Annotated in this window: 13 protein-coding genes; 6 read left to right on the top strand and 7 right to left on the bottom strand. The window is 72.6% G+C overall.

Annotated features, from left to right (window positions below):
* Positions 1–18 precede the first annotated feature (18 nt).
* The 4 genes from sufU to AB0G84_RS15350 all read left to right on the top strand — a co-directional run bounded on the left by sufU (position 19) and on the right by AB0G84_RS15350 (position 3,216).
* The gene (sufU, locus tag AB0G84_RS15365; RefSeq protein WP_361320217.1) at positions 19–477 is read left to right on the top strand and encodes a Fe-S cluster assembly sulfur transfer protein SufU; all 459 of its coding nucleotides are present in this window, start codon (positions 19–21) and stop codon (positions 475–477) included.
* The gene (locus AB0G84_RS15360; RefSeq protein WP_086718002.1) at positions 474–809 is read left to right on the top strand and encodes a metal-sulfur cluster assembly factor; all 336 of its coding nucleotides are present in this window, start codon (positions 474–476) and stop codon (positions 807–809) included. Before sufU ends, AB0G84_RS15360 begins: the two co-directional genes overlap by 4 nt.
* 349 nt (positions 810–1,158) lie before the next feature.
* Positions 1,159–2,166 (top strand): 2,3,4,5-tetrahydropyridine-2,6-dicarboxylate N-succinyltransferase, encoded by a 1,008-nt coding sequence (dapD, locus tag AB0G84_RS15355; protein WP_361320215.1) that lies wholly within the window; start codon positions 1,159–1,161, stop codon positions 2,164–2,166.
* Positions 2,167–2,274: 108 nt separating this feature from the next.
* Positions 2,275–3,216: an EI24 domain-containing protein gene (locus AB0G84_RS15350; protein WP_361320213.1), complete on the top strand. Its 942-nt coding sequence runs from the start codon at positions 2,275–2,277 to the stop codon at positions 3,214–3,216.
* Here the strand turns inward: AB0G84_RS15350 and dapA are convergent.
* The 3 genes from dapA to AB0G84_RS15335 all read right to left on the bottom strand — a co-directional run bounded on the left by dapA (position 3,110) and on the right by AB0G84_RS15335 (position 6,372).
* Complete coding sequence (dapA, locus tag AB0G84_RS15345; protein WP_361320211.1) at positions 3,110–4,093, bottom strand: 4-hydroxy-tetrahydrodipicolinate synthase; 984 nt, start codon at positions 4,091–4,093, stop codon at positions 3,110–3,112. The two genes, AB0G84_RS15350 and dapA, sit on opposite strands and share 107 nt — an antisense overlap.
* Positions 4,094–4,246: 153 nt before the next feature.
* A complete protein-coding gene (locus AB0G84_RS15340) occupies positions 4,247–4,396 on the bottom strand; it encodes a hypothetical protein (RefSeq protein WP_164993262.1) in 150 nt (49 codons plus the stop codon).
* 137 nt (positions 4,397–4,533) lie between these two features.
* Positions 4,534–6,372 carry an endonuclease/exonuclease/phosphatase family protein gene (locus AB0G84_RS15335; protein ID WP_361320209.1) on the bottom strand — a complete coding sequence of 613 codons (1,839 nt, stop codon included), beginning with the start codon at positions 6,370–6,372 and terminating at the stop codon, positions 4,534–4,536.
* Between the two features lie 257 nt (positions 6,373–6,629).
* Here AB0G84_RS15335 and AB0G84_RS15330 point away from each other — a divergent pair, with 257 nt between their 5' ends.
* Positions 6,630–8,141 (top strand): hypothetical protein, encoded by a 1,512-nt coding sequence (locus tag AB0G84_RS15330; RefSeq protein WP_361320207.1) that lies wholly within the window; start codon positions 6,630–6,632, stop codon positions 8,139–8,141.
* 157 nt (positions 8,142–8,298) lie between these two features.
* Complete coding sequence (locus AB0G84_RS15325; protein WP_361320205.1) at positions 8,299–9,750, top strand: alkaline phosphatase PhoX; 1,452 nt, start codon at positions 8,299–8,301, stop codon at positions 9,748–9,750.
* 93 nt (positions 9,751–9,843) lie between these two features.
* Here the strand turns inward: AB0G84_RS15325 and AB0G84_RS15320 are convergent, their stop codons facing one another.
* The 4 genes from AB0G84_RS15320 to AB0G84_RS15305 all read right to left on the bottom strand — a co-directional run bounded on the left by AB0G84_RS15320 (position 9,844) and on the right by AB0G84_RS15305 (position 13,485).
* Positions 9,844–10,734 (bottom strand): methyltransferase domain-containing protein, encoded by an 891-nt coding sequence (locus AB0G84_RS15320; protein ID WP_361320203.1) that lies wholly within the window; start codon positions 10,732–10,734, stop codon positions 9,844–9,846.
* A 227-nt stretch (positions 10,735–10,961) separates the two neighbouring features.
* Positions 10,962–12,209 (bottom strand): TerD family protein, encoded by a 1,248-nt coding sequence (locus tag AB0G84_RS15315; RefSeq protein ID WP_361320547.1) that lies wholly within the window; start codon positions 12,207–12,209, stop codon positions 10,962–10,964.
* Positions 12,210–12,288: 79 nt separating this feature from the next.
* The gene (locus tag AB0G84_RS15310) at positions 12,289–12,558 is read right to left on the bottom strand and encodes a GlsB/YeaQ/YmgE family stress response membrane protein (protein ID WP_361320201.1); all 270 of its coding nucleotides are present in this window, start codon (positions 12,556–12,558) and stop codon (positions 12,289–12,291) included.
* Positions 12,559–12,675: 117 nt separating this feature from the next.
* Positions 12,676–13,485 (bottom strand): NAD(P)-dependent oxidoreductase, encoded by an 810-nt coding sequence (locus AB0G84_RS15305; RefSeq protein ID WP_361320199.1) that lies wholly within the window; start codon positions 13,483–13,485, stop codon positions 12,676–12,678.
* Positions 13,486–13,661 lie beyond the last annotated feature (176 nt).

Raw genomic sequence — 13,661 nt, 5'->3', positions numbered from 1 at the left:
ACGAGGACTGACTGAGTCGTGAAGCTGGATTCCATGTACCAGGACGTCATCCTGGACCACTACAAGCACCCCCATGGGCGCGGTCTTCGGGACGGCGACGCCGAGGTGCACCACACCAACCCCACGTGCGGCGACGAGATCACGCTGCGCGTGCGGCTGGACGGCACGACGATCGGGGATGTGTCCTACGAGGGGCAGGGCTGCTCGATCAGCCAGGCCAGTGCGTCGGTGCTCAACGACCTCCTGGTCGGCAAGGAGCTCGGTGAGGCGCAGAAGATCCAGGAGACGTTCCTGGAGCTGATGCAGTCCAAGGGCCAGCTCGAGCCTGACGACGCCATGGAGGAGGTGCTGGAGGACGCGGTGGCGTTCGCCGGCGTCTCGAAGTACCCGGCGCGTGTGAAGTGCGCGCTGCTCAGCTGGATGGCCTGGAAGGACGCCACGGCCAAGGCCCTCTCCGAGGAGGCAACGACCGCATGACCGACACCCCGACCACCACCAAGCCGGCCTCCGAGGAGGAGGTGCGCGAGGCGCTCTACGATGTCGTCGACCCCGAGCTGGGCATCGACGTCGTCAACCTGGGGCTGATCTACGGCATCCACGTCGACGACGCCAATATCGCCACCATCGACATGACGCTGACCTCCGCGGCCTGCCCGCTGACCGACGTCATCGAGGACCAAGCGAAGTCCGCCACCGACGGCATCGTCAATGAGCTGAAGATCAACTGGGTCTGGATGCCCCCGTGGGGCCCGGACAAGATCACCGATGACGGCCGCGAGCAGCTGCGCGCGCTGGGCTTCAACGTCTGAGACGTCGGCGCCCGAAAGGCCGAGCCGATACGGCCGTGCCCCCGGAATTTCCGGCGGGCGCGGCCGTTTCGCCGTTCCGGGCGCGCCCGGCCCGTCCGGCCCGCGGAAGCATGGCCGGAAAGGCTGTGTACGACCGTACGCAACGTTGTTGACCGGGCAGCCCTTTGACCCCGCGTCCGTACGGACCGGGCTGGCCGGGGTGCTGGGCTGAGCCACGGCGATGGCGGGTGCGCGGGACCCGGGCGGCGGCCCGTGGGGTCTCACGGAACAGGTGGGGCGACCCTGCGGACCGGGCCCGAACGCTGAGACCGGTTCGCCTCCGCGGGGGCGCTCCGGTTAGGTTTCCGACATGACCGATGCAGCTGCTTCCGCTTCCCCCACCACCGGCGCCGTCGCCGCCGGGCTCGCCACCGTCACCCCCGACGGCACCGTTCTCGACACCTGGTTCCCGGCGCCCGAGCTGGTCGCGGCCTCGGCCCAGGCCCCCGGCCCGGCCGGTACCGAGCGCCTGGAGGACGAGCGCGCCGCCGAGCTGCTGGGTGCCGCCGCCCTCAAGGCGATCGGTCCCGACCCGGTTCGCGATGTCGAGGTCGTCGCCGTCCGTACGGTGATCTCCTCCCTGGACGACAAGCCGCTGGACGCGCACGACGCCTACCTGCGCCTCCACCTGCTCAGCCACCGGCTGGTCAAGCCGCACGGGCAGAACCTGGAGGGCGTGTTCGGTCTGCTGGCCAACGTCGCCTGGACCTCGCTGGGCCCGGTGGCCGTCGACCAGCTGGAGAAGGTGCGGCTGAACGCCCGTGCCGAGGGGCTGCACCTCCAGGTCACCAGCGTCGACAAGTTCCCGCGGATGACCGACTACGTCGCCCCCGCCGGGGTGCGGATCGCGGACGCCGACCGGGTGCGCCTCGGCGCCCACCTCGCGGCCGGCACCACCGTGATGCACGAGGGCTTCGTCAACTTCAACGCCGGGACGCTGGGCACCTCCATGGTCGAGGGCCGGATCAGCGCCGGCGTGGTCGTCGGTGACGGCTCCGACATCGGCGGCGGTGCCTCCACCATGGGCACCCTGTCCGGCGGCGGCAAGCAGATCATCTCGATCGGCGAGCGCTGCCTGCTGGGCGCCGAGTCCGGCATCGGGATCGCCCTGGGCGACGAGTGCGTGGTCGAGGCCGGTCTGTACGTCACGGCCGGCACCCGGGTCACCATGCCCGACGGCCAGATCGTCAAGGCGCTGGAGCTCTCCGGCGGCGACAACATCCTCTTCCGCCGCAACTCCACCACCGGCGCGGTCGAGGCCCGGCCGAACAAGGCGGTCTGGGGCGGCCTCAACGAGATCCTGCACAGCCACAACTGAGGCAGCAGCGCGCGGCGGCCCGGCGGAGGACACCTCCGCCGGGCCGCCGTCGTCCGTCGCCCAGCACCCCCGTCCCGCCGCCGCCCGGCCGCCGCTAGGCTTACCGGCATGCGTGATCTTGTGACGGGGATGCGGTATCTGGGCCAGGGGCAGCGATGGGTTGCCCGGCACGGCCGGTGGTGGGGCTTCGGGCTGATCCCGGCGCTGATCACGCTGGTGCTCTACGCCGCGGTGCTCACCGTGCTCGCCCTCTGGGCCGGCGATATCGCCGCCTGGGCGACGCCGTTCGCCGACGATTGGGGCTCGCCCTGGCAGGGGCTGCTGCGCGGGACGTTCGTGGCGCTGCTGTTCGCCGGCGGGCTGACCCTGTCGGTCCTCACCTTCACCGCTGTCACGCTGCTGATCGGCGACCCCTTCTACGAGTCGCTGTCGGAGAAGGTCGAGGAGAGCGAGGGGTACTGCCCGCCGGGACCGGGCCGGCCGCTGTGGCAGGAGATCGGGATCGCGCTGCGCGACAGCGTCCATGTGCTGCTGCGGGCGACGGGCTTCGGGATCCTGCTGTTCGTCCTCGGCTTCGTGCCGTTCCTCGGCCAGACCGTGGTGCCCGCGGTCGGCTTCTGCGTCTCCGGCTTCTTCCTCGCCGTCGAGCTGACCTCGGTGGCGATGCAGCGCCGGGACGTACCGGTGCGCGAGCGGCTGCGGCTGCTGCGCGCCCGCACCGGCCTCGCGGTCGGCTTCGGCACCCCGCTGGTGCTGCTGTTCCTGATCCCGTTCATCGCGGTGGTGCTGATGCCCGGCGCGGTGGCCGGTGCGACGCTGCTGGTCCGGGACCTGCTCCCGGAGGAGGAGCGACCCGAGGGGGAGTACCCAGGCGAGCGGGGGATCGACCACACCGGCCCGGCGGCCACCCCGCCCCACCCGGCAGCGCCCCACCCGGGAGCGGCTAGCCAGGCACAGCAGCCCTGGCCGCCGCAGGCACCGCCGTACCCCGCGCCGCATCCGCCGTCCGGTCCAGGGCCGTCCGCAGCGCGTCCACCAGCCGGCTGGTGAGCCGGTCGTCCGCGTCCAGCAGCGGGCCGCGGACCGGTCCGGCGGGCAGCCCCAGGTGGCGCAGCAGCGCCTTGGCGGCGACGGTGCCGGGGGTCTCCGAGCCGGTCACGGCCTCGATGAGCGAGGTCAGGGCGAGCTGCCGGCGGGCGGCCTCGGCGGTGGCGCCGGCGTCGTAAGCGTCCAGGACGGCGCACACCGCCCGGGGTGCGACATTGCCGGCGGTGCTGATGCAGCCGCTGCCGCCCAGGGCGCGCAGCGTCAGGATCTGTTCATCGCTGCCCGCGTAGTAGGCCAGGCCCGTCGCGGCCAGCACCTTCGCCGTCTTCAGCGGATCGTTGCCGCAGTCCTTGACCCCGGCGATCCGCGGGTGCTCGGCCAGCCGCAGCAGGGTCTCGGCGGTCAGCGCGGTCGCGGTGCGGCCGGGGATGTCGTACAGCAGCACCGGTAGCCCGGTGGCGTCCGCCACTGTGCGCAGATGGTGGGCGACGGCCTCCTGGGTGGGCCGCGAGTAGTACGGGGTGACCACCAACAGGCCGTGCGCGCCCGCCCGTTCGGCACTGCGGGCCAGCGCGGCCGAGTGCCGGGTGTCGCTGGTTCCCACCCCGGCCGTGATCCGCGCACGGTCGCCGACCGCCTCCACGACGGCCCGCAGCAGGGTCTCCTTCTCGGCGTCCGAGGTGGTCGGGGACTCGCCGGTGGTGCCGCTCAGCACCAGTGCGTCACAGCCCCCCTCGTCGACGAGGTGGACGGCGAGCTGCTGTGCGCCGACCGCGTCGAGTGTGCTGTCGGCGGTGAACGGGGTGACCATCGCGGTGGCGGTACGGCCGAACGGGGAAGCGGCGAGCGGCGGGGTCAGGGGTGCGGTCTCGGTGGTCATGCCGGGAGTGTGAGGGCCCATCATGTTTCACGTCCACTTAGTTGTTCTTCGGCAGTTCCTTTAGGGGTGCTACGTCGTTGAGGGTGTGACCGGATCATGCGGAGCGGCCGCCGCACCTTCCGGTGCGACGGCCGCTCGGGCATCACAGGCCCATCACGCGTCAGTCAGGCCGTTCCGCGAACGCTTCAGGTCCTGGGTGCGCTCGGATGCGGACTCCTCCGACGGCTTCCGCTTCTGCTGGTCGGAGCGCCGCTCCGCGGCACGGTCCTTGTTGCCCGACTTACGGTTCTGCGCCTTCGGCATGATGACTCCTCATGTCTCGCCGAATGTTTCTTACAGGCCCAGTACCGCACCCCCGACGCCGGTCGGCCCGTGGACGTGGGCCGGTCGGGTGACGGAGGGGTTACCCGGGGTGATGCCCGGAAGGGGTGTGCTGCGTGCTACGGCCGGATCCGCAGCACCTGCGGGTCGTGGTCGCTGGCCTGGTCGGCGAACTCGGCGTTGAGGTGCACGATGTCGTAGTCCGGCTTGGTCAGGTGCCGGCTGGTGAGGATGTGGTCCAGCACCTGGGAGTTGCCGCTGTAGACGTAGCCGTACCGCTCGGCGACCGGCAGCCCGTTCACCAGGTCGGTGAGCACACCCCCGGCGGTGAGGTCCTTCAGGGCCGGCGAGAACGGGTAGTCATTGAGGTCGCCGGCCACCACCACATCGGCCTTGGGGTCCTTGGCCAGCAGGTCCTTGACGAACCCGTTGACCAGCTTGGCCTGCGCGGTGCGCTGGGTCTCCGAGCTGCGGCCCGGCGGCTGGAAGCGGCTGTCCAGGCCCTGGTCGCCGCCCTTGGAGTTGAAGTGGTTGGCGACCACGAACACCCGCTTGTCGGGGCGGCTCTTGGGCGCGAACTCGCCGACCAGCGGCTTGCGGCTGGTCTTCCAGGCCTCGTCGGTGGGCGCGATCCGGCCCGGGGAGGCGGAGAGCCCGGCCCGGCCGTGGTCGTCGACCACCTTCACCGGTGTGGTGGCGTCCCCGCCCTTGACGTCGGTGAAGGACACCCGCTCCGGGTTGAACAGGAACGCGGTGCGGATGTTGCCGCCGGGCTGGCCGCCGTCCTGGTCGTTGACCGGGTCGATCTGCCGCCAGTCGTACGCCGGGCCGCCGGCCGCCTTGATCGCGTCGGTGAGCTTCTTCAGGGTGGTGCCGGCGGTGACCGTGCCGTCGTCCTTCGGGCCGCTGTCGTCCTGGACCTCCTCCAGGGCGACCACGTCCGGCGCGGAGAGGTTGTGCACCAGCGCCTTGGCGAGCCGGTCGAACTTGGCCTGCGGGGTGGCCGGGGAGAGGTTCTCCACGTTGTACGTGGCCACCGCCAGCTCGTCGGACTTCTGCTTGCGGGTGGTCTCCTGCGCCGGCCCGTGGTCGGCGAGCTTGCCCAACTCGGTGGCCTGCAGGCTGTATCCGCCGAAGTTGTCGTAGTCCAGCGGCCCGGCGGTGGTGCCGGTCAGTCGGTCACCGACGTCGGCCATCGGGAACGGCTGCTGGGAGAACGGGATCAGCGAGGCCACCTTGACCCGGCCGCCGTTGGGGTCCTGGTACGAGCGGTAGAGGGTGCCGCCCCGGGCGGTGCGGTTGTGCTGGGGCTCGGCGGTCACCCACAGCTCGTGGTAGCTGTTGGTCGGGCCGACGACCGGGGCGTCGGAGACCGAGACCCGCATGCCCTCCAGGGACTCGTAGCGGTCCAGCGCGTACGAGGAGGGCCGGAGCTTGAGGGATTCGATGCTCTTGCTGCCCGCGGTGGGGGCGTAACGATTCGGCACCGAGGACGGGGTGAGCCGGAAGGCGGCCGGCAGCGGGTTGTCCGCCGAGACGGTCTTCCAGGTGGCACCGGTGATCTCGGTGACCGACTGGAGCCCGGCGTCCTTGCCGCCCGGGTAGTACTCGCTGACCTTGCCGGAGAAGGTGATCGCATCGCCGACGGCGACCTTCGGGGTCTCCTTGCCGGTGAAGACGAAGACCGCCTCGCTGGTGGCCGGGTCGTCGTCCGGGTGCGGGTCCTGCACCCAGAAGCCGCGCGAGGAGCCGAACGAACGGATCCCGGTGACCGTACCGGGGACGTCGCTGACGTCCGTGCCGGCCAGCGGGGATATGCGGGTGCTGCCCTGGATGTCGTGGATCCGGGCGCCGGCCGCGGAGGCGGACTGGGTGGTGACCAGCAGTCCGCCGGCGAGGGCGGCGGTGACCACCGCGCTGATGGCGGCCGGTCTACGGAGCGGACGACGGGACGGCATGCATGCCTCCGAGGGGAAATGGGGGGTGAATGTCGCGGTTCCACGGCACGATGTGCACGGGCCGGGCCCCGCACGCTACGCGCGTCAATCTCCGGTGTGTGCAAGGGAGTTGTCAAGGTTCTGCCAGGGTCCGCCAGGAGTCGGCGGGGTGAACCGTCCGAGATACGGAGAATTCCGTCTACGCTTGGGCGGCGCACTCCCCAGCTACCGCTGGGAGGTCCCCCAGCCGTAGTCCGTTCCGAGGAGCTGAGCAGCCGATGTCCGCAGACCGCCCGACCCTGCCGCCGGTGCGGCTGCACCCCGAAGCGGAGCTGGCCCGGGACGCCCTGAGCACCCCCCTGCTGGCCCGGGCGGCCAAGCTCGCCCGCTGGGCCGAGCGCGGTGTCCCGGTCGGCGTCGGCGGTGAGATCCTCCACGACGCGCTGGCCGAGGCCACCGAGCACCTCGGGCTGGCCGGCGACGAGGACGGCCCCGCCTACACCGCCGAGGCCTGGCAGCTCGCGGTGGACACCGGACTGGTCGAGATCGACGAGGGCCCGGAGGACGCCGAGGAGGACGGCGAGGAGCTGCCGGACGACGCCGCCGTCGGCACCGCCACCCCCGGCGAGGACCTCGCGCTGCTGACCTCGGGCAGCCCCCAGGACGTCCTCGACATCTGGCTCGTCGGCATGGAGACCGTGCTCGCCGACGCCGCCGCCCCGGACCTCGCCGACCTCGCCGACCAGCTCTCCGAGGGCGGCGAGCTGGACCTGGACGCCCTCGACTGGAACCCGGAGGAGGAGGCCGAGCTGCTCGACGGCATCCTCGGCAACCTCTACCTGCTCTCCGCCCTCGCCGAGCACCCCGACCAGGACGTCCCGCTGCCCGCCCTGGCCGCCTCCATGATCGTCCCGGACGACATGGAGGAGCCCACCGACGACGTCCTCGAAGAGGTCTCCGAGGCGATGATGCGGCTGGACGACCAGTTCCGGGTGCTGGAGCCGATCGGCCTGGTGGTGTACCGGCCGGTGGACGAGGCGCTCATCGAGGAGCTGGACGAGCAGGGCGAGCCGGTCGGTCCCGGCGCCGGCCCCACGGCCGAGCCGCTCACCGACGAGGACGTCTCCCGCTACGGCATGGTCCGGCTCACCCCGCTCGGCGTCTACGCGGTACGCGCCCGGCTGCTGGACGCCGGCGCCGACGCCCCGGCGGTCGGCGACCTCGTCGACAAGGGTGGCGACGTCCTGCTGGAGGCGCTGCCCGACTACCCCGAGCCGCTGGCCCGCGCCGAGTCCGAGCAGTGGCTGGCCGCCCGTACCCCGGTGGACGCCGCCCGTGATCTGCTCGCGGCCGCCCGCGGCGACGACGAGCGCGCCCCGCACCGCCGGCTCGCCGCCCAGCAGACCCTGTCGCTGCTGCCGACCGATGCCGAGACCGCGCTGCGCGAGGTGCTCGACGACCGGCAGCTGGGTGGCCTGGCCCGGGTCTGGCTCGCCGAGCGGGCGCTGCCCGACATCCCCGAGCCCTCCCAGGACATGATCTTCTGGCTGACGGTGGACACCATCGCGGCCCAGCTCGACAACGCCGACGAGGAGGCCGAGACCGAGCTGCGTGAGCTGGTCCAGGGGCTGACCGACCAGCACAGCGGGTTCTTCGACACCGCCTGGCGGGTGGACCACCCGGCCACCGCCGACGTCCTGGAGGCCATGGGCCGGCTGCACCCGGACAAGAAGTCCGCCAAGGAGGCCCGCAAGGCCGCCTTCAAGGCGCGGTCGCAGAAGTCGGGCTGAGGCGGGCCCTGAGCCGGTGCGGGCCGGGCGGGACCCGAGCGGGTCCCGCCCGGCCCAACTGCTTCCTGGATGTCGGACCGCGTTCAACTGGCGTTCGACAGCGCACGAGAGCGTGAGCGGCGCAGGGGAGTAGAAACCGGCCATCTTGGAGATGACAATGCCGCTCACCCGAAGAGACTTCGCCAAGCGCTCCGCCCTGACCGGTGCGGGGGTCGCGCTGGCCGGCAGCGTCGGCGTGCTGGCCACCGCGCCCGGCGCCATCGGCGAGGAGTTGCCTGACGCCGGCGCCGACGGTGCGGCGCCCGAGCACGGCATCGGCTACGGCCCGCTGGTCCCGGACCCCGACGGCATCCTCGCGCTGCCCGCCGGATTCTCGTACAAGATCGTCACCCGCTCCGGGGTCACCAAGCTCGACAGCGGGGAGTCCACGCCGTCCAACCACGACGGCACCGGCACCTTCGCGGGCCACCGTGGCACCACCCTCCTGGTCAACAACCACGAGCTGAAGGGCCCGCGCGCCGACTGGCCGCACCCGGTGCCGCTGACCGAGGGGCTGGTCTACGACCCGGCGGCGTCCGGCGGCTGCACCGTCGTTGAGGTCGCCAAGGACGGCACCCCGGTCGGCGAGCGGGTCGGCATCGCCGGCACGTCCACCAACTGCGCGGGCGGCACCACCCCTTGGGGCACCTGGCTCACTTGCGAGGAGACCGAGGACAAGGCCGGCGAGCACGGCATGACCAAGGACCACGGCTACGCCTTCGAGGTCGACCCGTACGACCTGAAGGCCGGCCGGGACCCCAAGCCGATCAAGGCGCTGGGCCGTTACGCCCACGAGGCCGTCGTCGTCGACCCCAAGCGCGGCCACCTCTACCTGACCGAGGACGCCTCCGGCCCCAACGGCCTCTTCTACCGCTGGACCCCGCCGCACGGCTTCCACCACGGCCGCGGCCGGCTGCGCACGCTCGCCGATGACGCCGGGGTGCTGTCCGCCTTCCGGTGCTTCGACTCCGGCGGCCGGTTCGTCGACGACCTCTCCCGGGCCACCAAGGCCGGCACCGTCTACGGCGTCGACTGGGTCGAGGTGCCCGACCGCGACGCCCGCACCACCTCGGTCCGCAAGCAGTTCAAGGACACCGAGGTCACCCGGGCCCGCAAGCTGGAGGGCCTGTGGTGGGCGGACGGCGGCGCGTACATCGTCTCCTCCTTCGCCCGTGAGGAGAGCCCGGTCCAGCACGACGGCCAGGTCTGGTTCTACGACCCCAAGCGGCGGACGCTGACCCTGAAGGTGCTGCTGGGCGTCAACCCCGACCCGGACAAGGACGGCGCGTTCGACGGCCCGGACAACATCACCGTCTCGCCCTACGGCGGGCTGATCATCGCCGAGGACGGCGAGGGCGTCCAGCACCTCTTCGGGGCCACCGACGACGGGCGGACCTACCCGATCGCCCGCAACGAGCTCAACATCGGTACCGCCGACAAGCCGGAGTTCAGCGAGTTCACCGGCCCGGTGTTCTCCCCGGACGGGCGCACGCTGTTCGCCAACATCCAGGAGCCCGGCATCATGCTGGCCATCACCGGCCCCTGGAAGCGGCAGCGTCCGCAGCGCTGAGCGCACCTCACCACCCCTGCGCCTCGGCCCTGTCGTCACCCTCCCGCCTGTCCCGCGACGGGAGTTGACGACGGGGCCTCGGCGGCCGGCGGCTCAGCCGGCCGCCGAGGCCGTGAGCAGGTAGTAGTCCAGCAGCCCGGTCTCATAGGCCGTCAGGTAGCGGCGCGCCCACCGGTCACGGGGCGCCGCCTGCTGCGCCAGGTAGCGGTCGTAGGGCTCCCACACCTCTTCGCCGATCGCCCGCACCGCCACCTCGCGCAGGCCCGCCGCGGCCAGCTCCGCGGCGACCTCGTCGACCACGTACGGCACGTCCAGGCCGTCGGCGTACGGGGGCAGCAGCGCCGGCAGCTCGCGGGCCGCCGCCGGGGTCCGGGCGAAGAACGTGGTCAGCGCCAGCCGGCCGCCGGCCCGCAGCACCCGCGCCGCCTCCCGGGCGAACGCCGGCAGCGCCCGGAAGTGCTGTGCGGCCTCGACCGAGTACACGCAGTCGACGCAGCCGTCGGGCAGCGGGAGGCGCTCGGCGGCGCCCAGGACGAACTCCAGCCGGCCGGCGTCCCGGGCCGGCCCGTCGAGCAGCTCCGCGTTCACCTCCCGGGCGCGGGCGATCTGGTCGGGGTGCGCGTCCAGGCCGGTCACCGCGCCCAGTCCGTACTCCCGCAGCGCCAGCGCACAGCCCAGCCCGCGCCCGCAGCCGACCTCCAGGGCGGTACGGCCGCGCGGGCCGCCGAAGGTGTCCAGCACCAGGCGGTAGAGGTCCTGCTCGCTGCGCACCCGGTCGGCCTCGGTCAGCCGGCGGCCGGCGGTGTGCGGCACCCGGGCCCAGTAGCCGAAGTTGATGAAGCCGCCGGCGAAGGCCGGGACGGTACTCAGGTCGTAGGCCCCGTAGAGCGTGGCGACCCGCTCGGGAAGGTCCGGTGGCCGGGCTGCGCCGTCCGGGTGGCCGGAGGGCCCGGCGGCGCCGGCCGGCGGCGGCTGCTGCGTCATCGCGCGCTCCTTGTGCGGGCCGGCGGGATACGGGGGAGCCCGGTGGGCGTGCCGACGGTGAGCAGAGGGGGTGAGCTCGACGAGTAGGACCCCACAATTCTCGGCCCTGGACCGGTCCCGCACCAGGGAAGGGCAGCCGCCCGGCGGTGCCGCGCGACGCGGTCGGCCTGGGGTTCGGTACCGCGTACCGCGTACCGCGTACCGCGTGGCCCGCCGGGCGACCGGGCCTACAGGGCCTGGCCGGCCGGCTTGGCCATCCCGCGGACCGTGCGGGCATCGACGAACTCGCCCATGGCCGTCATCTCCCACTCGCCGGAGTACTGGCGGATCAGCTTCGCCATCATCACGCCCGTCCGGGGCTCGGAGTGGGTGAGGTCGAAGCGGACCAGCTCCTCGCCGGTCCCCGCGTCGACCAGGCGGCAGTAGGCCTTGGCGACGTCGGAGAACTTCTGGCCGGAGAAGGAGTTGACGACGAAGACCAGGCCGGTCACCTCGGGCGGCAGCCCGCCGAGGTGGACCGTGATCGACTCGTCGTCGCCGGCGCCCTCGCCGGTGAGGTTGTCGCCGGAGTGCTGGATGGCCCCGCCGAGGATCATCAGCTTGCCGAAGAAGCAGTTGTCGATCTTCTTACGGTCCGGGCCGTAGGCGATCACGGAGGCGTCGAGGTCGATGTCCCGGCCGCGGAAGGCGGGCTCCCAGCCCAGGCCCATCCGGACCGAGCCGAGCAGCGGGGCGCCGCCCTTGACCAGCGAAACCGTCTGGTTCTTCTGCAGGCTGACCCGGCCCTTGTCGAGGTTGACCTTGCCGGCGCCGGTGCCGGTGCCAGGAGCCGGTGCGGCAGGGGGAGCGGCGGCCGGCGGCGGGGCGACGGGCGCCGGGGCGCCAGCCGGAGGCCCCCACTGGTCGGCGGGCGCGGGAGCGGGCGGGGCCGGGGGAGCAGCGGGTGCCGGCGGCGTCTGCGGGGCGGCGGCCGGCGGGGCCGGCTCCTCCACCTGGACGCCGAAGTCAGTGGCGATGCCCGCCAGGCCATTGGCGTAACCCTGGCCGACCGCGCGGACCTTCCAGGCGCCGCCCCGGCGGTAGATCTCGACGACCACCAGCGCGGTCTCCGGGCCGAGCCGCGGCGGGGTGAAGGAGGCGAGCACTGTGCCGTGGTCGGCGTCGGTGACCGTGCCGGTGGGCTCGGTGCCGGCGAAGGTCGCGCCGGGGGCGTCCAGGCTCGCGGTGACCACGATCTTCTCGACGTCCGCGGGCACCGCCGCGGTGTCCACCGTGATGGTGTCGCCGCCGCCGCCGGCCGCCGCGGAGTGCGTCACGCCCGGTCCGCCGGGCTGGTTGTAGAACACGAAGTCGGCGTCGGAGCGCACCTTGCCGTCGGCGGCGAGCAGCAGGCCCGATACGTCCAGCCGCACGGGAGCGGTGACGTCCACCGCCACCCGCGCGGCGCTGAGCGGGAGGTTCGAGCCAGGAGTCATAGCGGTCATGCCGGGACCAACGATCGGCTCGCCTTTGCGGTTCCATTACCTGCGGACGGGTGACCGCGGTGGCCGCCGGTCATCGTTCGCGGGAGTTGCCGAAGAGCAGCCGGTAGACGATCAGCAGGACCAGGGCGCCGGCGATCGAGGCGATCCACATCGACGGCTCGCCGAAGTCCTTGGGTATCGGGCGGTGCAGGAATTTGGTGGACAGCCAGCCGCCGATGAAGGACCCGACGATGCCGATCAGGGTTGTGCCGACCAGTCCGCCCGGGTCCCGTCCGGGCAGCAGGACCTTGGCGATGACGCCCGCGATCAGCCCCAGTACGAGCCAGCTGACGATGCCCATGATGCGTTCCTCGTTCCTGCGCGGAGGTTCCGTACACCCACCAGGACGCCACCTGGGCGGCGCGGGTTCCCACCGGTCGCACCGGCCCCGCCCGCGCCTCCCACCGGGGAGCGCAGGTCAGTGTGGCCACTGCGGGGGGTCGGTGCAGAAATCGCCGCCGAGGTGGGCGTGCTCGGGGTTGCCGGGCTCCAGTGCGCCCTCGGCGGCGAGCAGCCGTGCGGCGTACGGCTCGGAGTCGTCCCGCGGTGCGTACCCCAGGGACCGGGCGCTCGACAGGTCCCACCACAGGCGGGTGTTGGCGGAGGAGCCGTAGACCACGGTGTGCCCGACGCCCGGGGCGCTGAGCGAGGCGTGCAGCAGGCGGGCGCAGTCGCCCGGGCTCAGCCAGAGCGAGAGCATGCGTACGGTGGTGGGCTCCGGGTAGCACGAGCCGATGCGGATCGAGACCGTCTCGATGCCGTGCAGGTCCCAGTAGAGGGAGGCGAGGTCCTCGCCGAAGCCTTTGGAGAGCCCGTAGTAGGTGTCGGGGCGGCGCGGGGTGCCGACGGGGATGGCGGCGGAGCCGTCCGCGGGGCGCGGGGTGAAGCCGACGGCGTGGTTGGACGAGGCGAAGACGACCCGGCGGACACCGGCCTCGCGCGCCGCCTCGTAGAGGTGGTAGGTGCCCTCGACATTGGCGCGGAGGATCTTCTCGAACGGGGCTTCCAGGGATATTCCGGCGAGGTGGACGACCGCGTCCACCCCGCGCATGGCCGCGCGCAGCGCCTCGGTGTCGGCCAACTCGGCGGTGACGGCGTCCGGTTCGCCCTCGATGGGGCGTTGGTCGAACAGGCGCAGCCGGTAGCCGTGGGGCGGCAGCAGCTCACGCATCAGGGTGCCGAGGCCGCCGGCGGCGCCGGTGAGCAGGACGGTGCGGGGCGTGGTCATGGACGGGTGCTCCTCCGGCTGGGGTGGGGACGGTCCCGGTTGTCGCGTGCGGCGGGCGTCGCGGGCGCACGGCGTTCAGACGGATGGACAAGTTAGGGAGCGGCTGACCACGGGGGCAAGGCAGTTGACGGATCGTGTGAATCGGCTTGGCGCACGGCTGCGCTGCCCGGATGCCG

Origin of the sequence: Streptomyces sp. NPDC020742 (genome assembly GCF_040641675.1) — a bacterium.
Taxonomy (GTDB): Bacteria; Actinomycetota; Actinomycetes; order Streptomycetales; family Streptomycetaceae; genus Streptomyces.
The sequence above is the reverse complement of the archived record's forward strand: the minus strand, read 5'-3'. Positions and strand labels throughout refer to the sequence as shown.